The organism is Saccharopolyspora rosea (assembly GCF_025643595.1).
GTDB classification, from domain to species: domain Bacteria; phylum Actinomycetota; class Actinomycetes; order Mycobacteriales; family Pseudonocardiaceae; genus Saccharopolyspora; species Saccharopolyspora rosea.
This window is the reverse complement of sequence record NZ_CP102826.1, coordinates 651,001-675,803: the sequence shown is the minus strand read 5'-3', so window position 1 is coordinate 675,803 and position 24,803 is coordinate 651,001. Positions and strand designations below refer to the sequence as shown.

The window sequence follows — 24,803 nt, the reverse complement described above, 5'->3', positions numbered from 1 at the left end:
CACCCCCGGCCGGGAAAACACGGCGTGTCGCGCAACCCCGGGCGTGTCAGGATGAACGAGTTCACCCGATCAGCGGGCAACCTTGGTGAAACCGGACCCGGGGGCTCCGCGTCCCACGGACGTGCTGGCGCGCAACGCTCCCGCCGGTCCCGGCAGCCCGGAACCGGCCGCACTGGACGGACATGCCACGATGTCGGCTGGGCACCACCGGCTCGCGCCCCCGGCCGGTAAGCTCTGGCGGCGGCGCCGGACGCGAACCGTCGGCGTCCGAGGCCGGAAGCGCCCGATCCGCCGTGGTGTAAAGGCAGCACCTCGGATTTTGGTTCCGATGGTCCAGGTTCGAATCCTGGCGGCGGAGCGAGTGGCCCTCCCGGACCAGCGGTGGTGAGCGCCGACATGAGCGGCCGCCCGGAACTGCCGGGGGGAGAGGTGGACAGGGGGTGTGCGCCGCTGCGCGACGACACGACCGCCGTGCGTGACGAGGTGACGACCGCGCTGAGCGAGGTGTCCGACGCGTGGTTGGTCGGGCGCGCGCGGGAACTCAACGCCGTCGGCCAGCACAGCGACCCCGCCGGGCAGCGCACCACCATCCGCGAGGCCGACAACCTGCTCACCGAAGCCCGCCGCCGCGGTGAACCGCGCATCGTCGCCCAGTTGTTGCGGCACTGCGCCTCCATGCGGCTGGCCACGCCCGGGCTCGTCGACACCGCCGACCCGCTGCTCGACGAACTCCTCACGCACACCCGAAGGCACGGTCTCGTCGTGCTGCAGGCCGACGCGCACGCGCTGCGCGGGCGGCGCGCGCTGCTGGGCGGCAGCGAGGACAGCGCGCTCACCGAGGTCGCCAACGGCCTCGCGATGCTGGACGACGAACTGGTCCCGGACCGCGGCCTGGGCCGCCGGTCGTGGGAACGGCTGCTGGCCACCTCGTTGACCGATCTCGGGCTGGTGCTGACCCAGCTCGGCGTCTACGAGATGGCCGACGAGGTGATGGCCCGCGCCCACCACCGCATCCGGGAGAGCGGCGGCCCCCACGAGATCGCGGTGCACATGATCAACCGCTGCCGGATGCTGCTCGGCTGGGGCCTGCGCCTGGAGCGCATCGGGGACGAGGAGGACGCGCACGCGCGGTTCACCACCGCCTCGGCGATAGCGGTGGCCGTCGAGGGCCCGTGGCGGGAGTCGTTGTTCCCCCGCGTGTCGGACCGCCCCGCCGCCGAGCAGATGCCCGTGCTCGGCGCCGCCCACGCCCTGGCTCGGCCGCACGAGGAGCACATCGGACGGCTGGAGGTGCTGCGGACGCTGGACCGGGCGATCCACCCGCGGGAGCGGATCGTGGTGGCGATCGCGCTCTCGCGCTGCCTGACCCGCGCCGGGCGCGACGACGAGGCGGTGCGGATGCTCTCCGAGACGCGGGACGCCCTGGAGCAGGACACCTCCGAACCGACGCTGCGGATCTCGCTGGCCCGCGAGTACGCGCAACTGACCGGACTGGACAGCGAGAGCACCAGCGCAGCGCTGCGCGAGTACGCGCTGGAGCTGGAGTACGAACTGTGGACCACCCGCCAGGTTCGTCTGTCCACTTTGGTCACACGGCTGGAGCATTCGCGGTTGAGCCACAAGCACGACGCGATCACCCGCCAGGCGTTGCAGGACCCGTTGACCGGACTGCACAACCGCCGCGCCCTCGACGACCGGCTGGAGAAGCTGCTCGACCGCGCCGACGCGCAACCGCTCGCCGTGGCGCTGGTCGACCTGGACGGTTTCAAGGGCGTCAACGACCGCTGTTCGCACGCCGAGGGCGACGACGTGCTGCGCACCGTCGCGAGCACGCTGCGCGACACGCTGCGCACCGACGACTTCGTCGCCCGGTACGGCGGCGACGAGTTCGTGGTCCTGCTGCCCGGCGCGACGCTCGGCTCGGCCGAAGCCGCGCTGCGGCGCACCGTCGAGGCCGTCGACCGGCTGCCGGGCGAGCAGTCCCGCGGCGTCACGCTGTCCATCGGCGTCGTCGCGATGCGCCCGCAGGAGTCGGCCGCCCAGGTCCTCGCCCGCGCCGACGCCGCGATGTACCAGGCCAAGCACGACGGCGGGAACCGGGTCTCGGCGATCAGCGGCGACACCGCCCCTCCCCCGCCCCGTCCGCCGAGCGACAACGCGGTCTGGATCCCACCCGAAGCGCACTAGCCCGACATAGCGGTCAAGATCACAAAACCGCTGGTTGCGGCGGTCCTCCGGGACCAGGTGGGGACCGGCTGCGGGTACCATCACACCCGCCGGACGGGCGGGCAGGGGCACCGGCGCCGCGACGGCCAGAGCCGGTTACCCTTCACCCGCTTGGACGCACGCAGGCAGGTGCCGGACGACGACCCCGGCGGGTCGGCGCAACCGAGCCGCTTCTAGAGATCAAGGGAGAGCGCTGATGCTCCAGGGCGAGAACGCCCAGCCCTCCTCCCGCAGCGCCGCAAGCGCGTCTTCGGATCCCGTCAGCACGATCGTGCTCGCCGCGGGCGAGGGCACCCGCATGCGGTCGGCGACCCCGAAGGTGCTGCACCGGATCGCGGGCCGTCCCCTCGTCGAGCACGCCGTGCGCGCCGCGGCCGGCGTCTCCCCCGACGACCTGGTGGTCGTGATCGGGCACGGTCGCGACGCCGTCGCCGAACACCTCGGCGACCTCGGCGAGGCGCTCGGCCGCGAGGTCCGCACCGCCGTGCAGGAGCAGCAGCTCGGCACCGGCCACGCGGTGGCGTGCGGGCTGTCCCGGCTGGCTTCGCGCGACAGCGGCACGGTGCTCGTCAGCTACGGCGACGTCCCGCTGCTGGACGCGGAAACGCTGCGGGGGCTGCTCGCCGAGCACCGCGAGGCGGGCAACGCGGTGACCGTGCTGTCGGCGGTCGTGGCGGACCCCACCGGGTACGGGCGGATGCTGCGCGACGCCGCGGGCGCGGTCACCGGCATCGTCGAGCACAAGGACACCACCGCCGAGCAGGCCGAGATCACCGAGATCAACTCCGGCGTCTACGCCTTCGACGCCGCGGTCCTCTCCGACGCGTTGACCCGGCTGTCCACCGACAACGCGCAGGGCGAGCTGTACCTCACCGACGTGCTCTCGATCGCGCGCGCCGACGGCCGACCGGTCGGTGCGCTGGTCTGCTCCGACCCGTGGCTGGTCGAGGGCGTCAACGACCGGGTGCAGCTGGCGAACCTCGGCGCCGAGCTGAACCGCAGGCTGCTGCGGCGCTGGATGCGCGAGGGCGTCACGATCACCGACCCGGGTTCGGTGTGGTTGGACTGCGACGTCGTGCTGGACCGCGACGTCGTGCTGGAGCCGGGCGTGCAGCTGCGCGCGGGCACCACTGTCGGCGAGGGCGCGGTCGTCGGTCCGGACACCACGCTGACCGGGTGCACCGTGCACCCCGGCGCCTCCGTGGTCCGCACCCACGGGGAAGGCGCCGAGGTCGGCCCGGGCGCCTCCGTCGGCCCGTTCGCCTTCCTGCGCCCCGGCACCCGGCTGGACGCGGGCGGCAAGATCGGCACCTTCGTGGAGACGAAGAACGCGCGGATCGGGGAGGGCACGAAGGTCCCGCACCTCACCTACGTCGGCGACGCGACCATCGGCGAGCGCAGCAACATCGGCGCGGCCACGGTCTTCGTCAACTACGACGGGGTCGCCAAGCACCACACCGTGATCGGCTCCCACGCCCGGACCGGTGCCGACAACATGTTCGTCGCGCCGGTCGAGGTCGGCGACGGTGCCTACACCGCCGCCGGTTCCGTGATCACCCAGGATGTCCCCCCGGGCGCGATGGCGGTCGCCCGCGGGAGGCAGCGCAACATCGAGGGCTGGGTGGCCAAGCGCCGCCCGGGCACCGCCGCCGACCAGGCCGCGAAGCGGGCGCTGGCGGAAGAGGAACCAACCACCAATCCGACGAGTGACGCCCAACGACGGACGTCGAACGGGGAGGGACGATGACCGTGAGTGCCATGTCTGCGACCCCGAAGAAGAGCCTCAAGCTCTTCTCCGGTAGCAGTCACCCGGAACTTGCCGAGGAGGTGGCCAAGCAGCTCGACGTGACGGTCACGGCCCAGGCTGCCTACAAGTTCGCCAACGGCGAGATCTTCGTCCGCTACGACGAGTCGGTGCGCGGTTGCGACGCCTTCGTCATCCAGTCGCACTGCGACCCGCTCAACGACGCGATCATGGAACAGCTGATCATGGTCGACGCGCTGAAGCGGGCCAGCGCCAAGCGCATCACCGTGGTCATGCCGTTCTACGGCTACGCCCGCCAGGACAAGAAGCACAAGGGCCGCGAGCCGATCTCGGCGCGGCTGATGGCGGACCTGTTCAAGACCGCGGGCGCCGACCGGATCATGGCCGTGGACCTGCACACCGACCAGATCCAGGGCTTCTTCGACGGCCCGGTCGACCACCTGATGGCCCAGAAGCTGCTCGCCAGCTACATCCGGGACACCTACTCCGACGAGGCCATCACGGTCGTCTCCCCGGACTCCGGCCGGGTGCGCGTCGCGGAGAAGTGGGCCGACGACCTCGGCGGCACCCCGCTGGCGTTCATCCACAAGACCCGCGACCCCAGCAAGCCGAACCAGGTCGTGGCCAACCGCGTCGTCGGTGACGTCGAGGGCCGGCTGTGCGTGCTGGTCGACGACATGATCGACACCGGCGGCACCATCACCAAGGCCACCGAGCAGCTGCTGGAAGCCGGCGCCAAGGACGTCATCATCGCCGCCACGCACGCCGTGCTGTCCGGCCCGGCGGTGGAACGGCTGTCGTCCTGCGGCGCGAAGGAGGTCGTGCTGACCAACACGCTGCCGATCCCGGAGGAACGCCGCTTCCCGACGCTGCGCGTCCTCTCGATCGCGCCGCTGGTCGCCGAGGCGATCCACCAGGTCTTCGAGGACGGCTCGGTCACCAGCCTCTTCGACGGCCGCGCCTGATCCGACGATGCGCGAGGGGCCCCGGTCCACACCGGACCGGGGCCCCTCGGCGTTCTCAGACCTCGGTGACGATCTCGTCGTAGTCGAGGCGCGGGAGCCGTTCGGCCCACGGGTTCTCGCCCGGCTTGCCGATGTTGACGACCACCAGCGAGCGCAGCCTGCCGTCCGGGAAGAACTCCCGGTCGAGGCCCGCGGCGTCGTACCCGGTCATCGGACCGGCGGCCAGGCCCGCCGCGCGGACGCCGAGGATGAAGTAGCCGACCTGCAGGGCCGCGTTGAACGTGGCGTTGCCGGTGCGGACGCCCTCGTCGGCGAAGAGGTCCTTGGCTCCCGGCTTGTGCGGGAACACCCTGGGCAGGTTCTCGTGGAACTCGGTGTCCGCGGCCAGGATCGCGACCACCGGGGCCTGCTCGGTCTTGCCCCGGTTGCCCTCGATCAGGTGCGGCAGCAGCCGCTGCTTGCCCTCCTGGGAACGCACCAGCACGATCCGCAGCGGTTGCTGGTTCATCGACGTCGGGGCCCACTTCACCAGGTCGTAGATCGCCCGCAGCTGCTCGTCGGTCACCGGCTCGTCGCTGAAGGAGTTGGCCGTGCGGGCCTGCCGGAACAGCAGGTTCTGGGCGTCTTCGGCGAGCACGAGCCGCTGGGCGTCCGTTGCGGTCATGGACGTGCCTCCCTGTCGGGGTCGGGGTCGGGGACGGCCCGCCGCGCGGGCGGGCGCGCCGTCATCCGGAACTCATTGATACTTCAAGGAATTCCGGCTCCCGCGCACTGTGCGCGACATCACCGGCCCCGGCCCGGGGCCGGCGGACCGCCGGGCTCGCCGAACACCCGGCCGCGCCGGCCACCCATGCGGAATCGACTGTGCAAGCAGTGTTTAGACTGTTCGGGTTGCCTCGGCGAGGTCGGGTCGTTCGCCCGGCGTGATCGACGCGGTGGCGCGGTGGCCCCCCGGTACGTCGGCGGCGTCACCGCCGTCACTCACCGGTGCCGCAACGGCACCACGTCGAACTCGCGCCAGTTGCGCGCCCCGCCGCCGCAGGCCAGCGACCAGTTCACGTTCCGCCCGACGCCACGAGGAGTGCACCACCGTGTCCGAGGTACGTATCGCCGTCGAACCGCGCACCGAGTTCGGCAAAGGTGCCGCCCGCCGCACCCGCCGCGCAGGCAAGATCCCCGCGGTGCTGTACGGCCACGGCTCCGACCCGAAGCACCTGTCCCTGCCCGCCGTCGAGTTCGCCCGCGCCGTCCGCGAGAACGGCCAGAACGCGGTGCTGACGCTCGACGTCGCCGGCTCGGGCAGCGAGCTCGCGCTGACCAAGACCATCACCACGCACCCGATCAAGAACTACATCGAGCACGTCGACCTGCTGCTCGTGCAGCGCGGCGAGAAGGTCACCGTCGCCGTTCCGGTCGTCGTGGAGGGCAACGCCGGCCCGGGCACCCTGGTCAACCAGGAGGTCACCGAGATCGAGGTCGAGGCCGAGGCGCTGCACATCCCCGAGCAGCTGGAGGTGTCGGTCGAGGGTGCCGAGGTCGGCGCCCAGATCCACGCCTCGGACATCAAGCTGCCCGCCGGCGTGTCGCTGGTGACCGACCAGGAGACCCTGGTCGTCAACATCACCGAGGCCGCCGCCGAGATGGCCGAGGAGCCCGCCGCGGAGGCCGGTGAAGCGGCTGAGGAGTCCCAGGAGGGCTGAGCCCTACCGTCGGGCGCACCGTGCGCCGTCCCGCGACCGCGCGGGACGGCGTGCGGCTCGACCAACCAGGAGACGTCGTGACCACCTCGGAGCTTGCGCTGATCGTCGGGCTCGGCAACCCCGGCCCGCGTTACGAGGGCAACCGGCACAACATCGGCTTCCTCGTCGCCGACGAGCTCGCCGACCGGGTCGGCGGCCGGTTCAAGGCGCACAAGTGCGGTGCCGAGGTCGTCGAGGGACGCCTCGGCGGAACGCGCGCCGTGCTGGTGAAGCCGCGTTCCTACATGAACCTCTCCGGCGGCCCGGTGACCGGCGCCGTCCGGTTCTTCAAGGTGCCGCCGGAGTCCGTGATCGTCGTGCACGACGAACTCGACCTGCCGTTCGGCGACCTGCGGCTCAAGCGCGGCGGCGGGGAGAACGGCCACAACGGGCTGCGGTCGATCAGCAAGTCGCTGGGCACCCGCGACTACCTGCGGGTCCGGTTCGGCATCGGCCGTCCACCCGGGCGCATGGATCCGGCCGACTACGTGCTCAAGGACTTCTCCGGCGTGGAGCGCAAGGAGCTGGCCTACTTCGTCGACCACTGCGCCGACGCCGTCGAGTCGCTGGTCTCCGAAGGGCTCGAACGCGCCCAGAACCGCTTCCACTGACCGCGGAGCGGCGCTTTCAGACCTCGGGGACGAGGCGGATCGCCGCGGTGCGCTTGAGCTTGCCCGACGGCGTTTTCGGCAGGCTGCCAGGAGCGAGCACGACGACCGCGGCCGGGCGCACGCCCACCGCGTCGAGAACGCGGGCCGCGACCCCGCGGCGCAGCTCCTTCTCCGCGGCCGCCTCGCCGGCCAGCTTGGACTCCAGGACCACGGCGAACCGCTCCCGGCGACTCCCGGCGTCGAGGCGGACGGCGGCCGCGTTGCCCGCCCGCACGCCTTCGACCTCGCACGCCGCCCGCTCCACGTCGACCGGGTAGATGTTGCGGCCGCCCATGATGATCACGTCCTTGCGGCGACCGCAGATCACCACCTGGCCGTCGACCAGGTAGCCCTCGTCGCCGGTGTCCAGCCAGCCGTCGGCGTCGCGGGCCGCGCGGGGGCCGTCGACGGTCAGGTAGCCCGGCGTGACCGCCTCGCCCCGGACCCGCAGCACGCCCACCTCGCGCTCGCCGAGCGGCCGCCCGGCGTCGTCGACCACCTCGACCTCCAGGCCGGACAGCGGCCGGCCCAGCAGCACGAACCGCCGCGCCCGCGCCGCGCCGGGCGCCACCGGGACGGCTCGCCGCCGCTGCTCCAGCTCGTCCGGGTCGACCGCGTCGACCTCCATGCCCCGGTCGACCGGGGCGAACGACACCGCGAGCGTGGACTCGGCCATGCCGAACGCGCACACCATGCAGTCCGCCCGCAGCCCGAACCGCGCGCCCGCGTCGGTGAACGCCCGCGCGGCGGCCGGATCGATGGGTTCCGCGCCGTTGAGCGTGAACCGCAGGCTCGACAGGTCGAACTGGCCGTCGTCGGCCCGCTGCATGCGGCGGCCGACGATGGCGTAGGCGAAGTTCGGCGCGGCGGTCACGGTGGCGCGGTGGCGGCTGATCAGCTCCGGCCACACCAGCGGACGCGCGAGGAAGTCCGCCGGGGTGATCTTGACGGCCTCCATGCCCACCGCCATCGGCACCGTCAGGCAGCCGACCATCCCCATGTCGTGGAACAGCGGCAGCCACGACACCGAGACGTCGGTGGCCGGGTCGAAGCTCCCGGCGGCAACGATCCCCCGGATGTTGGAGCGCAGGTTGCGGTGGGTGATCCGGACCGCCTTCGGCTCCGCGGTGGACCCGCTGGTCAGTTGCAGCAGCGCGGTCGCGTCCTCGTCGACGTCGAGCGGCCCGGCGAGCGGTTCGGCGTCCTCGGCGGCGAGCGCGGCGAGGTCGCGGTAGGTGATGCCGTTCTCCTCAAGCACGTCGGCGAGCTGCTCGAACGGCGGTCCCAGCAGCACCAGCCGCGCCTCGATCATCTTGAGCACCCGGAGGGTGTCCTCGGCCCAGTGCGCGAGGTCGGTGCGCGCGGTCGGCTGGTGCAGCATCGTCACGCTGCCGCCGCCGAGCCACACGGCCTGGACGGCCGTGGCGATCAGTCCCGGATCGGCGGCCAGGATCGCCACCGCGCTCCCGGGCCGCAGGTCGTGGCCCAGCGCACCGGCGAGGCGCAACGCGTCGGCGTGCACCTGCCCCCAGGTCCGGCGGTCCGGATCATCGGGGTCGCCCGTGGTGAGGCCGCGCCCGTCCGCCCCGAGGTTCGCCCGCGCCGACGCGACCAGTGTGTCCAGGAACCGGCTCATGTGACGCAGCTTACGATTCCCGGTGATCTTCCGACAGGTCTCCGGCCCGCGCGAGCCCCGACGATCACCCGAGCTGGTCGGCCAGCTCCATCCAGCGGGTCTCCAGCGAATCCTTCTCCTGCTCCAGGTCGCGGAGTTGGGCGTTGAGGTCCTGCAACCGGTCGGGATCGGTCGCCGCCTCGGCCAGCGCCTCGTGCAACGCCTTCTCCCGGTCGGCGAGCTTGTCGAGCTGGCGCTCGCACCGCGCGAGTTCCTTGCGCGCCGCGTGCGCCTCCGCGCCGGACAGGCCGCGCGGCTTCGCCGCGTCCACGGCCTGCTCGCCGACGCTGCGGTTCTCCTCCGCGGCGAGCAGCGAGCGCCGCCGCTGGAGGTACTCGTCGATGCCGCCGGGCAGGTGCGTCACCCGGCCGTCGCCGAACAGCGCGTGGACGCTGTCGCACACCCGCTCCACCAGGTAGCGGTCGTGGGAGACGACGACGAGCGTGCCCGCCCAGCCGTCCAGCAGGTCCTCAAGCTGCTGGAGGGTGTCGATGTCGAGGTCGTTGGTGGGCTCGTCGAGCACCAGCACGTTCGGCTCGCCCATCAGCAGCCTGGCCAGTTGCAGCCGCCGCCGCTCCCCGCCGGAGAGGTCCTCGACGGGCGTCCACTGCCGCCCCTTGCCGAACCCGAAGCGCTCCGCCAGCTGCGACGCGGACAGCTCGTACTTGCCGAGCGCGACCCGCTTGGCGACGTTCTCGACGGCCTCCAGCACCCGCCAGTGCCCGGGCAGGTCGTGCAGCTCCTGCGTGAGGTGGGCCAGCCGGACCGTCTGCCCCTCGACGCGCCGCCCGGCGTCCGGTTCGCGTTCCCCGGCGAGCAGGTTGAGCAGCGTGGTCTTGCCGGAGCCGTTGACGCCGACGATGCCGATGCGGTCGCCCGGCCCGATCCGCCAGGTGACGTCCGACAGCAGCGTCCGGTCGGCGACGCGCAGATCGACGTCCTCCAGTTCCAGCACGGTCTTGCCGAGTCGCCGCTTGGCGAAGGCGACGAGTTCGACGGTGTCGCGCGGCGGCGGGACGTCGGAGATCAGCGCTTCGGCGGCCTCCACCCGGAAGCGGGGTTTGGAGGTGCGCGCCTTGGCCCCGCGCTGCAACCAAGCGAGTTCCTTGCGGGCGAGGTTCTGCCGCTTCTCCTCGGCCTGCTGGGCGAGCCGGGCGCGTTCGGCGCGGGCGAAGATCCAGTCCGCGTAGCCGCCCTCGTACTGCTCGACGCGACCGCCGGTGACCTCCCAGGTCCGGGTGCAGACCGTGTCCAGGAACCAGCGGTCGTGGGTGACGATGACCAGCGCGCACTTGCGGTCGAGCAGGTGGTCGGCGAGCCACCGGACGCCCTCGACGTCGAGGTGGTTGGTCGGCTCGTCGAGCACCAGCAGGTCGAGTTCGCGGACCAGCGCGGCGGCCAGGGCGACGCGGCGGCGCTCGCCGCCGGAGAAGTCGGCGACCGGGGTGTCCAGGCCGAGGCGGGTCATGCCGAGCCCGTCGAGCACCGCCCGGACCTTGGGGTCGGCGGCCCACTCGTGCTCGGCGGTGAAGCCGTGCGGGTCGAGCACCGCGCTGCGCACGGTCGAGCCCTCGGGGAGCTCGGTGCGCTGGGTGACGACCGCCATGCGCAGGTCCCGGGAGTGGCTGACCCGGCCGTCGTCCGGCGGTTCGAGGCCGGACAGGACCTCCAGCAGAGTGGTCTTGCCGCCGCCGTTGAGCCCGACGACGCCGATGCGCTCGCCCGCTCCGACGCCGATCGACACGCCGTCCAGCAGCGGACGCACGCCGTAGCTCTTGCTCACCGATTCGAGATTGACGAGATTCACCATCGGGCGTTCGCGTACTCCCTACGACAACCTTGTGTGCTCACCTGGCGCGGTGAGGACCGGGATTCCGGACGGTTCAGGCGTGGACCTGGGGCGGGGTGGGCCGGTCGGCGCGGTCGTCGGAGACGATGCGCGCGCCGGGCACCGGACCCTGCGCGACCCGCACCGTGCGGCAGACTCCGGCGCCGGACAGCTCGGCGGCCACGCGGACCGCGGAGTCCGCGTCCGTGCACAGGAACGCGCACGTCGGGCCGGAGCCCGAGACGATCCCGGCCAGCGCGCCGGCCTGCACCCCGGCGCGCAGCGTGCGGCGCAACCCCGGGCGCAGCGACACCGCGGCGGCCTGGAGATCGTTGCCGAGCAGCAGGGCCAGCTGCCGCGGATCGCCGGAGGCCAGCGCCTCCAGCAGCGGTTCCACCTCGCCGACCCGGTTGGGTTTGGACTCCTCGCGCAACCGGTCCAGTTCGCCGAACACGGTGGGGGTCTCCAGACCCCGCCGGTCCAGCGCGATGACCCAGTGGAAGGTGTGCCGGGCCAGCACGGGGACCAGCCGCTCCCCGCGTCCGGTGCCCAGCGCGGTCCCGCCCTGGAGCGCGAAGGGCACGTCGCTGCCGAGTTGCGCGGCGATGTCGCACAGCTCGTCGCGCCCGAGTTCGAGCCGCCACAGGTGGTTCAGCGCCAGCAGCGCGGCCGCGGCGTCGGCGCTGCCCCCGGCCATGCCACCGGCGACCGGGATGCCCTTGCTGATCGACAGCCGCACCCCGGGTTCCTCCGGGTCCCGCTCGCTGCGCTCGGCCAGCAGCCGCACCGCCTTCCAGGCGAGGTTGCTGGGCCCGGTGGGCACCGAGTCCGCGCCCTCCCCGTGCACGTCGATGCCCGGTTCGTCGGCGACCAGGACGGTGACCTCGTCGGTCATGGACACCGCCTGGAAGACGGTGATCAGCTCGTGGTAGCCGTCCGGGCGCGGGTCCCCGACGGCCAGGTGGAGGTTCACCTTGGCCGGGACGCGGACGGTGATGGGCGTTGGAACCACGGAGAGCACTCTTAGAGCGTACGTGTCCGCGGTAGACCGCTGCCGCCTTCCCTGCGCACGCGGACGCGCCGAGGGGCGGCCCACCCGCCGCGCGGTGCGCGCCGCGGGCCGACCGCCCCTCGATCGGTGCCCGGGATCAGGAGGCCGGGATCACCGCCACGCCGCCGTACTTGGCGTTGATGAAGTTCTTGACCTGCGGGGAACGCAGCAGCTCGGCGAGCTTGGCGATGCGCGGGTCCTTGGCCATCTTCGGCGTCGTGACCAACCCGTTGGCGTACGGGTTGCCCTGGGCGTTCTCCACCGCGATGGGCTTGGTCAGCCCGGCCTTGATGGCGTAGTTGCCGTTGACCACGGCCGCGTCGGCGTCGTCGACGCTGCGCGGCAGCTGGTCGGCGGCCAGCGTCTCCAGCTTGATGTTCTTCGGGTTCTCCGCGACGTCGCGCACGGTCGCGTTCTCCCCGGCACCCGGCTTGAGCTTGATCAGGCCCTGCGACTCCAGGAGCTTGAGCGCCCGCGCCTGGTTGGACGGGTCGTTGGGCAGCGTGATCCGCCCACCCGCCGGGATCTCCTGGACGCTGCGGTACTTCTTGGAGTGGATGCCCAACGGCTCCAGGTGCACCGGTTCGACCCACACGAAGTCACCGCCGCGCTCCGCCTGGTACTTCTGCAGGTACGGCTGGTGCTGGAAGTAGTTGGCGTCCAGCTCGCCGTGCGCCAGCGCCTCGTTCGGCCGGTTGTAGTCGTCGAACTTCTCAAGCTCCAGGTCGATCCCGGCCTGCTTGGCGAGGTTGTCCTCCACGTACTGGAGGATTTCGCCGTGCGGTGTCGGGCTGACACCGATCTTCAGCGGCGCGTGCGGGTCGTGGGCCGCCTCGGTGCCCCCACCGGAGCACCCGGCCAGCGAGAGGGCGGCGGCGGCCACCGCGGCGACAAGGCGAAAACGCATTTCAGTCCTTTCTGGACAGCGGAAGGAACGGGCTCGTGGCCCGAAGTTCAGCCGTTGGCGGTACGACGCCGGTCGACGAGTTTCGCCGCGAGGTCGGTGATCAGCTGCAGCGCGAAGGCCAACACCCCCAGCACCACCACCGAGCCCCACAGGATCCGGTCGTCGTAGCCCTGGTAACCGTCCTGGATCGCGGTGGTGCCCAGCCCGCCGCCGCCGATCGCGCCGGCCATCGCGGCGTAGCCGATCAGCGCGACCGCGGTCACCCCGACCGCGCCGACCAGGGCGGCTCGGGCCTCCCCGAGCAGCACCGTCCACACGATCCGCAACCGGCTGGAGCCGGTGGTGATCGCCGCCTCCACCACGGTGAAGCTGACCTCGCGCAGCGCGTTCTGCGTCAACCGCGCGAAGAACGGCACCGCGCCGATGGTCAGCGGCACGATCACCGCGGTGCTGCCGATCGACGTGCCGATCAGCAGCCGGGTGAACGAGGCGAGGATCACCAGCAGCACCACGAACGGCACCGAGCGCACGACGTCGACGACGACGCCGAGCACCCGGTACAGCACCGGTCGCGGGTTCAGCCCGACCGGCGAGGTCAGGTGCAGCAGCACCCCGAGCGGCAGTCCGCCGAGGACCGCCAGCAGGGTCGACACACCGACCATGTAGAGGGTTTCGCCAGTTGCTCCACCAAGAAGTTGCAGGACCTCCGACCAGGGGGTCACATCACTCACGCAGCAGCTCCGTCAACACACACCGGGGCACGACGCACATGCGCATCCCGCTCGATCATCCACTTCAGCGCCGCCTCGGAACGCTCGCCGCTGAGCCCGACCCGGAACTTCGCGACCGGCGTGTCGCCGAGCCGGGTCAGCCCGCCACCGAGGATGGCCAGCTCGACGCCGAACCGGCTGGACGCCTCCGGCAGCAGCGCGCCGACCGCGGCGAAGCCGACCAGCACGACCTCGGCGACCACGTCGTGGTCACCGCCGGTCGGCCGCAGCGGTTCGGCCTGGTCGGTTTCGGGCAGCAGCGTGGTGCCGATCCGGCTGGCGGGGTCGGCGACCAGGTCGAGCACCTTGCCGTGCTCGACCACCCGGCCCTGCTCCAGCACCGCGACGTCGTCGGCGATCCGCCGCACCACCGCCATGTCGTGCGTGACGACCAGGACCGTGACGCCCAGTTCGGAGCGGGCGCGGTCGAGCACGGTCAGCACCGAGTCGGTGGTGGTCGGGTCCAGCGCCGAGGTCGGCTCGTCGGCGAGCAGCACCGACGGCTCGGCGGCCAGCGCGCGGGCGATCGCGATCCGCTGGCGCTGCCCACCGGAGAGCTGGTCGGGGTAGACCGACGACTTGTCGGTCAAGCCGACCAGGTCGAGCAGTTCCGCGACGCGGGCGCGCCGCTGCGGGGCGGAAACTCCGGCCGCTTCCAGCGGAAGCGCGACGTTCCCCGCGGCGGTGCGCTGCCGCAGCAGCGAATCCCCTTGCGGCACAACGCCGATCTGCCGCCGCGCGGCGCGCAGCGCCTTGCCGTCCAGGGAGAGCAGGTCGGTGCCGTCCACGCGGATGGCGCCGCTGTCCGGCTTCTCCAGCAGCGCGACGCACCGGGCGAGCGTGGACTTGCCGGCACCGCTGGGGCCGACGACGCCGCACACGGCCCCGGCAGGCACCTCCATCGACACGCCGTCGAGGGCGCGCAGGGTTCCGCCACCGTTCGGGAAGGACTTGGTGAGGTTCTCGACTGTGATCACGATCGGCTCCACATCAGCTCGCGCGACGCGCCGACGAGGGCGCTCGGTCACGCAGGGGAACAGGTGAGGGCTGAGGTCACACGCCGCGGCGACAGGCGGTCGTGGTGCGCCGCCCGTGGTCGATGACGCGCCGCTGCGTCAGCAGCCTCCTGATGTGAGTGCGCCGGGCTCGCGCCGGTCGGGTGCTCGTCGGGGCCGCAAGCGGGCTGGCTAACAGCGATTTGGTCACCACAGCTCCATCGCTCCTGGCGTTAGCACCTGCCCCCGAGGGGTGGTTGCTGCGGCGTCACTGAGCCAGGTCTCTCGGCCGCTCGGGATGGATTTCCCGAATAGTAGAACCCACTGGCCGTTTCGGACGCAAGTTGATATCGGTCACTTTCCGAAATCGTCCGTTAGATCACACGCTCGGACGAGCGGGAATTTTCTTCCCGAGACGGACGTTCGCGGTGACTCGCTGTAGCAAGATTGCTCCCACAATCACACCGCTCAACGAGTGAAGGAGTGAAATACCCCAGAGGACTGGCGGAAACGCGCCAAATGTGCTAAGCGACCTCGACGATGCGTGCGAAGTCCGCGATGCGCAGCTGCTCGCCGCGCGCGGTCGGGTCGATGCCCGCGGCGCGCAGCACCTCCTCGGCGCGAGCCGCCGACCCGGCCCACCCGGACAGCGCGCCCCGCAACGTCTTCCGCCGCTGCGCGAACGCCGCGTCCACCACGCGGAAGACCTCCCGGCGCGGGGCGGTGGACGGCGGTTCGACGCGCTCGAAGGCGACCAGTCCGGAGTCCACATTGGGCACCGGCCAGAACACGTTGCGCGGCACCGGACCCGCGCGCCGCACGTCGGCGAACCAGGCCGCCTTGACGCTCGGCACGCCGTAGACGCGGTTGCCCGGCTCCGCGGCCATCCGCTCGGCTACCTCGGACTGCACCATCACCAGCCCGTGCCGCAGCGTCGGCAGTTCGGCCAGCAGGTGCAGCACGACCGGAACCGCCACGTTGTACGGGAGATTCGCGACCAGGGCGGTCGGGGCGGCGGCGAAGTCGTCCGCGCGCACCCGCAGCGCGTCCGCCTCGACCACCCGCAGCCGGTCGGCGAACGCCGGGGCGTATTCGGCGGCGGTGCGCGGCAACCGACCGGCGAGCACCGGGTCGATCTCGACGGCGGTGACCGCACCGGCGACCGGCAGCAGCGCGAGCGTCAGCGAGCCCAGCCCCGGGCCGACCTCCAGCACGACGTCCTCCGGCCGGATCGACGCCGCGGACACGATGCGGCGCACCGTGTTGGCGTCGTGCACGAAGTTCTGGCCGAGCTTCTTCGTCGGCCGGATGCCGAGTTCGCCGGCCAGCCGACGCACGTCGGCCGGGCCGAGCAGCGTCGCCTGCTGGTCGTCCACGTCGAAGAACGTACCCGCGCGCACCGCACCACCGACGCGAGGGGCCGTGCGAGCACGGCCCCTCGGTCAGTTCCACGTCGTGCGCCGTCCCGCTGCGGCGCGGGAAAACCCCGCGCGCGCAACGGGTCCGCCGGGCGGCCGGTTACAGGCCGAGCTTGGACGAGCAGGACGGCCAGGCGCCGTACCCGCCACCGCGGGAGTCCCGGACCTTCTCGGCGATCGAGATCTGCTGCTCGCGGCTGGCCTGGTGGGGGTACTGCGCGTACTGGTCGCCGCCGAAGGCGTCCCAGGTCGACTTGTCGAACTGCAGCCCGCCGTAGTAGCCGTTGCCGCTGTTCATCGCCCAGTTGCCACCGGCCTCGCACTGGACCAGCTTGTCCCAGACCCCGCTGTTCGGCGGCTGCTTCCCACCGACGATGACGATCTTGGGCGTGGCCTGCTTGGTGATCTTCTCACCGATCGACTCGCGGCCGACCTCGTCACCGTTGCGGGAGGTGACGCGGGTGAACACGATCTTCTCCCCGGGCGTGCCGGGCGACTGGACGCGCTCCTCGCCCTTGAACATCGTGTTGTCGACGATCTGCTGCACCGGCGGGTCGACCGGCACGGTCACGTTGATCACCGAGCTCGTGGTGCGGTCGATGTGCACCTCGGCGCCGTTGGTGATCTTCTGGTCACCACCGGGGGTGACGTGGTCCTCCGGCCCGAGGTTGAGCTTCTGCTCCTTGACCAGGTCGTCGATGGTGACCGCGGTCGTGGTCAGCTGCCGGGCCGGCTGGCCGCCGTCGAAGACGGTGATGTGCTTGGCCGTGTTGACGACCAGGTCCATGCCGTTCTCGGGCACGGCCATCCCGCGGTCGGCGGACAGCCACGCGCCGTCGGTGTTCACACCGAGCTGGCGCAGCGCCTGGTCGACGGTGACCGAGCGGACCCACTCCTCGCGGTGCTGGCCGTCGACGTTGAGCTTGAGCAGCCGACCGCGGTCGAGGGTGATGGTGTCGCCGTGGTGGATCTTGGCCTGCGGCGACGGGCTCAGCGCGTCATGCGGCCCGACCTGGATGCCCTCGTCGGCGAGCACGTCGCCGACGGTGGAGTCGTAGGTGTTGATGGTGTGCTCTTGCCCGTCGACGTCGACCGTGACGGACTTGTCCATCGCGGCCGCGGCGCTACCGGTCCCGGTCAGCGTGAGCAGCACACCGGCCACGGCGCCCTTGACGAAGCGCCGCTTCCAGGTGGCGATCGCCTCGACCATCTCGGGCGACGGTTCGCCCTCGGTCTCGGTCTCCGCCTCGAAGCCCTCCGGGAGCTCCAGCGGCGGCAGGACCACGGTCTCGGCGTTCAGCAGCCGGATGACCTCGTCTACGTCGACCTCGGCGGTCGAGAGCATGTCCTCGGCATCGGGGCCGAGCGCCTCGTAGATGTCCTCCGGCGTGATCTCCAGCGCGCCCGGCGGCAGGCTCGGGTGGTCCGCGGCCGGGTAGCCCTGGGGCTCCGGGCGCTCCAACAGCCCGACCGCCGTGTGCTGGTCGTCCTGCACCGGGGTGAACCAGTCCGTTGCTGAGTCGAAGGAATCAGCCCAGTAGCCGGTGCCCGTGGCACCGGGATTGCCGGGCTCACCGCGTTCGTTCACAGGGTCGTTACCTCCCGAAGGCGGAAGTCGTGCGCGCGGTATGTCGAGCGCGGGAGTTGCCGTGCGAACTCATCGGCTGCTCCCCCAACTCCTCGCGTGCACGTGACCTTCGTGCTTCGTGTCCGTATCCGACTCCCGTAGCCAAGCGCCGTCCTAGCCGGTCCGCGGCCTCGTTGCCCCGGACCCGCTTCCCCGACGTACACCGGCGGCGACTAGCGGGTGTTCCCCATGACTGGCTTGTCATCGGTTACGAGGCCGAGACTCTAGCGTGATCAAGCGGGGCGGGCCAAGGACCCCGAAAGTGGATGTGATCTGGGTTACGCCGGATTGCCGGGCAACTCATCACGATCAGTAGCGGAGAACTCGTGGAGTTACCCCGTTCAGGGGTACCGTTCCGGCCGCGTTAACAACCCGGCCAACCAGTCCAGTGACATATCACACCAGGTGGCAACGCACAGTTCAGACCGCGTCGACGCGGCACCGCCCGGCTCGCGCGGCGCGCGCACGGACCGGAATCCACGTCCCCCGGAGGGGTGGCCCGGGTACACCGGGGAGAGTTGATCAGAGCGGCAACCCGAGCTTCTCCGCGCACGCGGGCCACGCCCCGAAGCCGCCGCGGGCGTCGCGCAGCGCCTCCGCCACGTGGATCTGCTCGTCGCGCGTGGCCTGGTTCGGCAGGTCGGCGAACCGGTCCCCGCCCTGGGCCCGCCAGGTGCCGAGGTTGAACTGCAGTCCGCCGTAGAAGCCGTTGCCGGTGTCGGCGGACCAGTCGCCACCGGACTCGCACCCGGCGAGCCGGTCCCACATCGCCGCGGCCTCCGGGGCGATGGGCCCGGGTTCCGGCGTCGCCGCCGCCGCGGGCGCGCCACCGAGGAACGCCACCGCCACCACCACCGCGTGCGCGGAACAACGTCGTCGCATGGACGGTCCTGACTGTCGTTGCTCCGGGCAGGGAGATCCCGCGCGGTGGGCGCCGGTGTCCCCCATCCCGGCTTCCACAGTGGACCGTAGGGACGGCTGCCGGAGGCGCAAACTCGCCGCCGGACGACGTCCGATATCACAAGACGGCCGGTGACCGAGCGCTGGATGGGGTTACGCCTGATCGAACCCGAAAGTCCGCTCGGCCGTGGTCGTGGTGGCCACGACGAGTTCTTCCAGACTCATTCCGCGGAGTTCCGCGATTCCTCGAAGGGTGTAGTTGACGCAGTACGGTTCGTTCGGCTGACCGCGGTACGGGTGCGGGGTCAGGAACGGCGCGTCGGTCTCCACGAGCAGCTGCTCCACCGGGACCAGCGCCACCGCCTCGCGCACGCCCCGGGCGTTGCGGAAGGTCGCGGTTCCGGCGAACGACAGCACGTACCCGGCGTCGACGCAGCGGCGGGCGAACTCGCCGTCCCCGGAGAAGCAGTGGAACACCACGGTCTCCGGGGCGCCCTCCTCGTCGAGGATGCGCAGGATGTCCTCGTGCGCCTCGCGGTCGTGGATCATCAGCGGCTTGCCGGACCGCTTGGCGAGGTCGATGTGCCACCGGAACGCCTCCTGCTGGGGTTCCGGCGGCGAGTAGTCCCAGTAGTAGTCCAGGCCGGTCTCGCCGACCGCGACCACTCGCGGGTGGTCGACCAGCCGTTCCAGCACCCCGCGGTCGGCGTCGCCGAAGTCCGCGGTGCGCGTCGGGTGCAGCGCCACCGCCGCGAACACCCGATCGTCCCAGGTGGACGCTTCGACGGCCCACTCCGCGGAGGCGATGTCGTCGGCGACCGTCACCACCCGGCCGACACCGGCCGACTGCGCCCGGTCGACGACCGCGCGCACCTCGTCGGCCGTCTTGGCGCCGCAGGCGTCCAGGTGGGTGTGCGCGTCGACCGCCGGGGCCGGGAGGGCCTCCGGCACCGGCGGCAGTTCCCGCTTCCTGTCGCGCTTGCTCATCGCCGAGGGTTCCTTTCGCAGACCGGCGTCAGCCGCACGTCGGCCCCGGGTGCGGGGCGCTACCGGCACGGCCCCGCACGGCCCGGGGCCGCGCGAACTCAGTCCTGGATCGGGGCCCACTCGGGCCCGGTCTCCCCGAGCTTCGGGTCGAGCTTGGCGAACAGCGGCGTCGGCTTGCTCAGCGGTCGGCCGATCTCGATCTCGGTCGAGGCCCACTTCGCCTGCTCGGCGGCGTAGTCGCCCATCAGCACCGGGTATTCGGCGCCGGATCCGTCCAGGTCGGACACCTCGCGGATCTCCGGCTGCGCCGACCAGACCCCGGTGCCGCCCAGCAGCTCGTGCACCTTCTGCGCCGAGTGCGGCAGGAACGGGGTGAGCAGCGCGTTGGCGTCGGAGACGACCTGCAACGCGGTGTGCAGCACGGCGTCGCGGCGGTCCGGGTCGTCCTTGAGCTTCCACGGCTCCTGGTCGGACAGGTACTTGTTCGCCGCCGAGACGACGCGCATCGCCTCCTGCGCAGCGGCCTTGAACCGGGAGCGGCTCAGGTGTCCGCCGACCACGTCGAAGGCGTTGCGCGCCAACGACTTCAGCTCCTCGTCGGCGGGCCGGGGCGAGGTCGGGGCGGGCACCGCACCGTTGTTCTTCGCGGCCATCGACACCGCGCGGTTGACCAGGTTGCCCCACTCGTTGGCCAGCTCGAAGTTGACCCGGCGGACGAACTCGTCCCAGGTGAAGTCGGTGTCCTGGTTCTCCGGACCGGCGACCGAGATGAAGTACCGCAGGGTGTCCGGGCCGAACTCGCGCAGGAAGTCCCGCACGTAGATCACCGTGCCGCGCGAGGTGGAGAACTTCGACCCGCTCATGGTGAGGAACTCGCTGGAGACGATCTCGTCCGGCAGGTTGAGCTCGCCGAACGGGCCGACCTCACCGCCCTTGTCGCCCTGGCCGTTGTGGCCCATCAGCAGCGCGGGCCAGATCTGGGCGTGGAAGGTGATGTTGTCCTTGCCCATGAAGTAGTAGCAACGCGCGTCCGGCGAGGTCCACCACTGCTTCCAGGCGTCCCGCTGCCCGATCCGCTGCGCCCACTCGACGCTGGCCGACAGGTAGCCGATGACCGCGTCGAACCAGACGTAGAACCGCTTCATCGGCTGGTCGCGCCAGCCGTCCAGCGGGATCGGCACGCCCCAGTCCAGGTCGCGGCTGATCGGCCGCGGCCGCATGTCCTCGACGAGGTTCTGGGTGAACTTCAGGACGTTCGGCCGCCAGTCGGTGCGGGTGGACAACCACTTGCCCAACGACTCGGTGAACGCGGGCAGGTCCAGGAACAGGTGCTCGGTCTCGACGAACTCCGGCTTCTCGCCGTTGATCCGCGACACCGGGTTGATCAGGTCGGCCGGGTCGAGCTGGTTGCCGCAGTTGTCGCACTGGTCACCGCGCGCGCCGTCGTAACCGCAGATCGGGCAGGTGCCCTCGATGTAGCGGTCGGGCAGCGTGCGGCCGGTGGACGGGCTGATCGCGCCGGTGGTCGTCTTCGGCACGATGTAGCCGTTGCGGTGCAGCGCCAGGAAGATCTCCTGCACCACCCGGTAGTGGTTGCCGGTCGTGGTGCGGGTGAACAGGTCGTAGGACAGGCCGAGGCCCTGCAGGTCCTCGGTGATCACCCGGTTGTACTTGTCCGCGAGCTGCCGGGTGGTCAGCCCTTCCTTCTCGGCCTGCACCGAGATCGGGGTGCCGTGCTCGTCGGTGCCGGACACCATGAGCACCTCGTTGCCCGCCATTCGCTGGTAGCGCGAGAAGACGTCCGAGGGCACACCGAAGCCGGAGACGTGGCCGATGTGCCGCGGACCGTTGGCGTAGGGCCAGGCCACAGCGGTCAGCACAGAGGCACTCATGGTGCTTAGCCTACGTTTCGCGCCCTCGCGACCTCGAACCGGTGTCGCGCAGCGCGACCAGTGCGACACGCCCGCCGATCAGCAGCGCACGGGTTCGGGGTGGTCGGGGTCCAGGGCGTTGAGCACGAGGCGGGCGACGTGCGGGTCGAAGGCGACCGCGACGTGCTCGGCGGGGTCGGCCGGGCAGACGTCCTGCAGGACGATGTTGGTCGCACCCGGCAGGTATCCGCTGGTGTACGGCGTGACGAGCTCGTCGTACCTGCTCATGACGGTCGTGTACCGCACGCCGGGCACCGCCGCGCCGCCCGCGTTCAGCTTGGTCAGGAAGTCCGAACCGTGGAAGAACTCCCGGCAGGAACCGCAGGCGGTGTCCGCGATGCCGCCGAGGCCGGGGACCTCCTCGGCGAGCCGGTCCAGCAGTTCCGAGGTGCTGTGCACGGTGGTGCCGTCGTACAGCGGCGTGAGCGCGACGTAGCGGTGCACCTTCGGGGCGCCGCCGAGGAACTTCAGGTAGTACTGCGGCATCACGGTGCCCTCGGAGTGGCCGACCAGGTCGACCTGCCCGGCACCGGTGGCGTCGAGCACCCGGTCGACGAAGTCGGCGAGCTCCGGGGCGCTGCGCTCCATCGGCGCGAACCCGCCCGTGATCGGCGGCAACCCGGGTGGCTTGCCGTAGGTCAGCGCGAACACGCAGTAGCCCGCCTTCGCCAGCTGCGGGGACAGGAAGGCCCAGTTGGTGGCCGCCGCGCCGCTCAGGCCGTGCACCAGCACGACCGGTCGCGGGTGCTGCGGTGCGGGCTTGCAGTTCCAGTCGTTGGCCCCGGGCGGTCCGACCTCCTGGGCGGGAGCCGCCGCGGCGGGCTGGGCCACCGCGCACAGGGCGAGCACCGCCGCCGCCAGCACACCTGCGATCCGCATCGTCCGACCTCACCTCGTCGTGCCGTTCCCAGGGCACAACGGGGCCGGGATGCGGAGGTGACGTCGCTCACCCCGAGATCATCCGGATGGACCAGCTCCTCATTCCAGGTCGGCGCGGAAGAAGTCGACGTTGTACGGCCCCCACTGGCTCATCGTGAAGTACACCGCGGGGCGGTCGGCCGCCCACGGGTGCTGGAACCCGCCGTACAGGGCCGGGTACTCCGAACCTGCGACCAGCACCTCCCCGTCGGTCCACGGGCCGGTCAGCTCCGGCGCGGTGCGCAGCACGATCGCCGCGCGGTGCTCGTCGAGGTGCACCGCGAACCACTGGCCGAAGTGCCGGTTGAACTGCACGGACAGCTCCGCGACCGGCGCGCGCAGCACCGGGGCCGCCGCGAACGGGTCGTCGCTCCAGCCGTCGCCGGTCCAGTACCGGTACGCGGCCGGGTCCAGCAGGTCGGACGCGCCGACCCGGGCGAGGTGGCCGGAGCCGAACCGGCCGTTCGGGGTGCCCAGCAGGTAGACGTGCTCGTCCACCACGCCCGCGAACCCGACCATCTGGAACGGGTGGTCGCCCTCGTCGCGGCGCAGGACGCGGCCGAGCAGACCCGGCCGGCGGTTCGGCCACACCGCCGCGTCGGACTTCGTCCAGGTGCGCCCGCCGTCGTCGGAGTACGCCAGCGCGCCGTAGTTGGTGTGCCAGACGCCGGGCGTGCCCCACTGCCGGACGGACATGTAGTGCAGGAAGTTGCGGCCCCCGACGGCGATGCCGGAGGTCGGGATCACGGTCGACTCGGACGCGCCGGTCCGGTCGCCGGGCAGGATCTGCCCGGCCATCCCGTCCTCGCGCTCGACCACCGAGTCGAACTTCAGGCCCGCGTCCAGGTCGGTGTTCGTGGAGCGGGCGATGACGTTGTAGCGCCAGTCGGCGTGCGGCGGACCGGCACCGTCGCCGCCCCAGCCCTCGCCGTAGGTGTCGCCGAACGCGGCGAGCACGCCGCCGCGACCGTCGTCCCAGAGGATGCCCAGGTCGGTGGCGTGGATGCCGAACCGGCTCGCGGTCCGGTTGCAGGAGTCCTCGCCGGTGATCCTCGTGAGCCTCGTCGCACCAATGACTCGTACCATGCCGCCACCGTACGGAACGGTGTCGTTTCCGCAGGCCAGCCGCGTTCGCCCAGGGGCTAGGGGCGCCTGGGCGAACGCGGTCATACTGACCGGCGTGGAGGTCTTCGCCCGTTCCCTCGCCGGCCGCGCGAGCGCCGAGTCGGTGCTGCGCCGCCTCGCGGCGCGGGCCCGCCGCCGCGGCCTGCCGCCGCCGGCGGCGCTGACCGGTGACTGGTTCGGCGGGTCCGCTGTGCTCGCCCCCTCGGTGGCGGTGACCGCCACGCCGCCGGAGCGGGCCTTCACGACCGTCGACGTCCCGCCCGCCGCGTCGACCGGTCCGGTCGGCGGCGGCTGGTTCGGCTACCTCGGCTACGGCCTGACCGATCCGGGGCGCCACCCGCAGCCGCGGCGGCTCCCGACGGCGGCGTGGGGCTTCAGCGACCACGTGCTGCGCCGCGACCCGGCGGGCCGCTGGTGGTTCGAGTCGCTGGGCGAGGCGGACCCGGACCTGGTCGCGGAGCTGGCCGGTCTCGTCTCCGGCGGCGAGCAGGAGCCGGTGGGCTGGGAGATCGGCGAGGTCCGCACCCCGGACGCCGACCGGCACCGCAAGGCGGTGCGCGGGTGCGTGGAGGAGATCGCGGCCGGGGAGATCTTCCAGGCCAACATCTGCAGCCGGTTCTCGGTGCCGTTCCGCGGTGATCCGCTGGAGGTGTTCGCGGCGGGCAGCGCCGCGTACCGCCCGGCGCGGGCGGCGTACGTGGCCGGCGAGTGGGGCGCGGTCGCGTCGCTGTCACCGGAGCTGTTCCTCGCCCGGCACGGCCGCACCGCGCGCTCCAGCCCGATCAAGGGAACGCTGCCGCGCCGCGGTCCGCAGGACGACGGCAACGCCGCGCTGCTGCGCGAGTCCACCAAGGACATCGCGGAGAACGTGATGATCGTGGACATGGCGCGCAACGACCTCGGGCGGGTCGCCGAGGTGGGTCGCGTGGCGGTGCCCCGGCTGCTGGACGTGCAGCCGCACCCCGGCGTCTGGCACCTGGTGTCGGACGTGCGCGCGGAACTGCCCGCGGACCTGCCGAACTCGGCACTGCTGGCCGCGACGTTCCCGCCGGCGTCGGTGACCGGAGCGCCGAAGGCGCGGGCGCTGGAGGTCATCGCCGAACTGGAGTCGCTGCCCCGGGAGGTCTACTGCGGCGCGGTCGGCATGGTCTCCCCGGTGGCGGGTCTGGAGCTCAACGTGGCCATCCGCACCCTGGAGCACGCCGACGGCCTGCTGCACCTGGGCGTCGGCGGCGGCATCACCGCCGACTCCGACCCGGACCGCGAGTGGCGCGAATGCCTCACCAAGGCCGCCCCGGCGCTGGCGCTGCTCCGGCGGGGCTGACC

Annotated in this window: 20 protein-coding genes, 1 tRNA gene and 1 riboswitch; of the genes, 7 read left to right on the top strand and 14 right to left on the bottom strand. The window is 71.9% G+C overall.

What is annotated here, in order from left to right; genetic code table 11:
• The first annotated feature begins 287 nt into the window (after positions 1-287).
• The 4 genes from NV263_RS03345 (at position 288) to NV263_RS03330 (ending at position 4,956) form a co-directional block, all read left to right on the top strand.
• Positions 288-358 (top strand) — tRNA-Gln (locus tag NV263_RS03345).
• A gap of 71 nt (positions 359-429) precedes the next feature.
• Positions 430-2,187 (top strand): GGDEF domain-containing protein, encoded by a 1,758-nt coding sequence (locus tag NV263_RS03340; protein WP_263250971.1) that lies wholly within the window; start codon positions 430-432, stop codon positions 2,185-2,187.
• 235 nt (positions 2,188-2,422) lie between these two features.
• Positions 2,423-3,973: a bifunctional UDP-N-acetylglucosamine diphosphorylase/glucosamine-1-phosphate N-acetyltransferase GlmU gene (glmU, locus tag NV263_RS03335; protein ID WP_263250969.1), complete on the top strand. Its 1,551-nt coding sequence runs from the start codon at positions 2,423-2,425 to the stop codon at positions 3,971-3,973.
• 11 nt (positions 3,974-3,984) lie between these two features.
• On the top strand, positions 3,985-4,956 hold the full coding sequence (locus NV263_RS03330) for a ribose-phosphate diphosphokinase (RefSeq protein ID WP_263250967.1): 972 nt from the start codon (positions 3,985-3,987) through the stop codon (positions 4,954-4,956).
• A 55-nt stretch (positions 4,957-5,011) separates the two neighbouring features.
• On the opposite strand, the gene NV263_RS03325 is transcribed toward NV263_RS03330, so the two are convergent.
• Complete coding sequence (locus tag NV263_RS03325) at positions 5,012-5,620, bottom strand: malonic semialdehyde reductase (protein WP_263250966.1); 609 nt, start codon at positions 5,618-5,620, stop codon at positions 5,012-5,014.
• Positions 5,621-6,047: 427 nt separating this feature from the next.
• Here NV263_RS03325 and NV263_RS03320 point away from each other — a divergent pair, with 427 nt between their 5' ends.
• Together NV263_RS03320 and pth are read left to right on the top strand one after the other, a co-directional pair.
• Entirely contained in the window at positions 6,048-6,656 is a 609-nt protein-coding gene (locus NV263_RS03320; protein WP_263250964.1) for a 50S ribosomal protein L25/general stress protein Ctc, read from the top strand.
• 77 nt (positions 6,657-6,733) lie between these two features.
• Positions 6,734-7,306 carry an aminoacyl-tRNA hydrolase gene (gene pth / locus NV263_RS03315; RefSeq protein WP_263250963.1) on the top strand — a complete coding sequence of 191 codons (573 nt, stop codon included), beginning with the start codon at positions 6,734-6,736 and terminating at the stop codon, positions 7,304-7,306.
• Positions 7,307-7,322: 16 nt separating this feature from the next.
• On the opposite strand, the gene NV263_RS03310 is transcribed toward pth, so the two are convergent.
• The 13 genes from NV263_RS03310 to NV263_RS03250 all read right to left on the bottom strand — a co-directional run bounded on the left by NV263_RS03310 (position 7,323) and on the right by NV263_RS03250 (position 23,438).
• Positions 7,323-8,981 (bottom strand): fatty acyl-AMP ligase, encoded by a 1,659-nt coding sequence (locus tag NV263_RS03310; RefSeq protein WP_263250961.1) that lies wholly within the window; start codon positions 8,979-8,981, stop codon positions 7,323-7,325.
• A 64-nt stretch (positions 8,982-9,045) separates the two neighbouring features.
• On the bottom strand, positions 9,046-10,830 hold the full coding sequence (locus tag NV263_RS03305; RefSeq protein ID WP_263250960.1) for an ABC-F family ATP-binding cassette domain-containing protein: 1,785 nt from the start codon (positions 10,828-10,830) through the stop codon (positions 9,046-9,048).
• 73 nt (positions 10,831-10,903) lie between these two features.
• A complete protein-coding gene (locus tag NV263_RS03300; RefSeq protein ID WP_263250958.1) occupies positions 10,904-11,860 on the bottom strand; it encodes a 4-(cytidine 5'-diphospho)-2-C-methyl-D-erythritol kinase in 957 nt (318 codons plus the stop codon).
• A 136-nt stretch (positions 11,861-11,996) separates the two neighbouring features.
• Positions 11,997-12,806: a MetQ/NlpA family ABC transporter substrate-binding protein gene (locus tag NV263_RS03295; RefSeq protein WP_263250957.1), complete on the bottom strand. Its 810-nt coding sequence runs from the start codon at positions 12,804-12,806 to the stop codon at positions 11,997-11,999.
• 47 nt (positions 12,807-12,853) lie between these two features.
• A complete protein-coding gene (locus NV263_RS03290; RefSeq protein WP_263250955.1) occupies positions 12,854-13,468 on the bottom strand; it encodes an ABC transporter permease subunit in 615 nt (204 codons plus the stop codon).
• A gap of 65 nt (positions 13,469-13,533) precedes the next feature.
• On the bottom strand, positions 13,534-14,553 hold the full coding sequence (locus tag NV263_RS03285) for a methionine ABC transporter ATP-binding protein (RefSeq protein WP_263250953.1): 1,020 nt from the start codon (positions 14,551-14,553) through the stop codon (positions 13,534-13,536).
• 233 nt (positions 14,554-14,786) lie between these two features.
• Positions 14,787-14,876, bottom strand: a riboswitch (SAM riboswitch).
• Positions 14,877-15,095: 219 nt separating this feature from the next.
• A complete protein-coding gene (gene rsmA, locus NV263_RS03280; RefSeq protein ID WP_380756747.1) occupies positions 15,096-15,971 on the bottom strand; it encodes a 16S rRNA (adenine(1518)-N(6)/adenine(1519)-N(6))-dimethyltransferase RsmA in 876 nt (291 codons plus the stop codon).
• 118 nt (positions 15,972-16,089) lie between these two features.
• The gene (locus tag NV263_RS03275) at positions 16,090-17,577 is read right to left on the bottom strand and encodes a resuscitation-promoting factor (protein ID WP_263250952.1); all 1,488 of its coding nucleotides are present in this window, start codon (positions 17,575-17,577) and stop codon (positions 16,090-16,092) included.
• A 561-nt stretch (positions 17,578-18,138) separates the two neighbouring features.
• A complete protein-coding gene (locus NV263_RS03270) occupies positions 18,139-18,498 on the bottom strand; it encodes a transglycosylase family protein (RefSeq protein ID WP_317630389.1) in 360 nt (119 codons plus the stop codon).
• Positions 18,499-18,669: 171 nt separating this feature from the next.
• A complete protein-coding gene (locus tag NV263_RS03265; RefSeq protein ID WP_263250950.1) occupies positions 18,670-19,503 on the bottom strand; it encodes a TatD family hydrolase in 834 nt (277 codons plus the stop codon).
• Positions 19,504-19,601: 98 nt separating this feature from the next.
• Positions 19,602-21,395, bottom strand: coding sequence for a methionine--tRNA ligase (gene metG / locus NV263_RS03260; protein ID WP_263250948.1), 1,794 nt, complete (start codon positions 21,393-21,395; stop codon positions 19,602-19,604).
• 78 nt (positions 21,396-21,473) lie between these two features.
• Positions 21,474-22,313, bottom strand: a complete 840-nt coding sequence (locus NV263_RS03255) for a lipase family alpha/beta hydrolase (RefSeq protein WP_263250947.1) — start codon at positions 22,311-22,313, stop codon at positions 21,474-21,476.
• A 99-nt stretch (positions 22,314-22,412) separates the two neighbouring features.
• A complete protein-coding gene (locus tag NV263_RS03250) occupies positions 22,413-23,438 on the bottom strand; it encodes a DUF4185 domain-containing protein (RefSeq protein ID WP_263250945.1) in 1,026 nt (341 codons plus the stop codon).
• Positions 23,439-23,532: 94 nt separating this feature from the next.
• On the opposite strand from NV263_RS03250, the gene NV263_RS03245 reads away from it, so the two are divergent.
• Positions 23,533-24,801 (top strand): aminodeoxychorismate synthase component I, encoded by a 1,269-nt coding sequence (locus NV263_RS03245; RefSeq protein WP_263250943.1) that lies wholly within the window; start codon positions 23,533-23,535, stop codon positions 24,799-24,801.
• Positions 24,802-24,803 lie beyond the last annotated feature (2 nt).

What these genes read in the sequence shown, in the direction of transcription:
- glmU (WP_263250969.1), top strand. Translation starts at nt 2,423, where the DNA reads ATGCTCCAGGGCGAGAACGCCCAGCCCTCCTCCCGCAGCGCCGCAAGC.
- NV263_RS03330 (WP_263250967.1), top strand. Translation starts at nt 3,985, where the DNA reads ATGTCTGCGACCCCGAAGAAGAGCCTCAAGCTCTTCTCCGGTAGCAGT.
- NV263_RS03325 (WP_263250966.1), bottom strand. Translation starts at nt 5,620, where the DNA reads ATGACCGCAACGGACGCCCAGCGGCTCGTGCTCGCCGAAGACGCCCAG.
- NV263_RS03310 (WP_263250961.1), bottom strand. Translation starts at nt 8,981, where the DNA reads ATGAGCCGGTTCCTGGACACACTGGTCGCGTCGGCGCGGGCGAACCTC.
- NV263_RS03305 (WP_263250960.1), bottom strand. Translation starts at nt 10,830, where the DNA reads ATGGTGAATCTCGTCAATCTCGAATCGGTGAGCAAGAGCTACGGCGTG.
- NV263_RS03295 (WP_263250957.1), bottom strand. Translation starts at nt 12,806, where the DNA reads ATGCGTTTTCGCCTTGTCGCCGCGGTGGCCGCCGCCGCCCTCTCGCTG.
- NV263_RS03290 (WP_263250955.1), bottom strand. Translation starts at nt 13,468, where the DNA reads ATGGTCGGTGTGTCGACCCTGCTGGCGGTCCTCGGCGGACTGCCGCTC.
- NV263_RS03270 (WP_317630389.1), bottom strand. Translation starts at nt 18,498, where the DNA reads ATGCGACGACGTTGTTCCGCGCACGCGGTGGTGGTGGCGGTGGCGTTC.
- NV263_RS03265 (WP_263250950.1), bottom strand. Translation starts at nt 19,503, where the DNA reads ATGAGCAAGCGCGACAGGAAGCGGGAACTGCCGCCGGTGCCGGAGGCC.
- metG (WP_263250948.1), bottom strand. Translation starts at nt 21,395, where the DNA reads ATGAGTGCCTCTGTGCTGACCGCTGTGGCCTGGCCCTACGCCAACGGT.
- NV263_RS03255 (WP_263250947.1), bottom strand. Translation starts at nt 22,313, where the DNA reads ATGCGGATCGCAGGTGTGCTGGCGGCGGCGGTGCTCGCCCTGTGCGCG.
- NV263_RS03250 (WP_263250945.1), bottom strand. Translation starts at nt 23,438, where the DNA reads ATGGTACGAGTCATTGGTGCGACGAGGCTCACGAGGATCACCGGCGAG.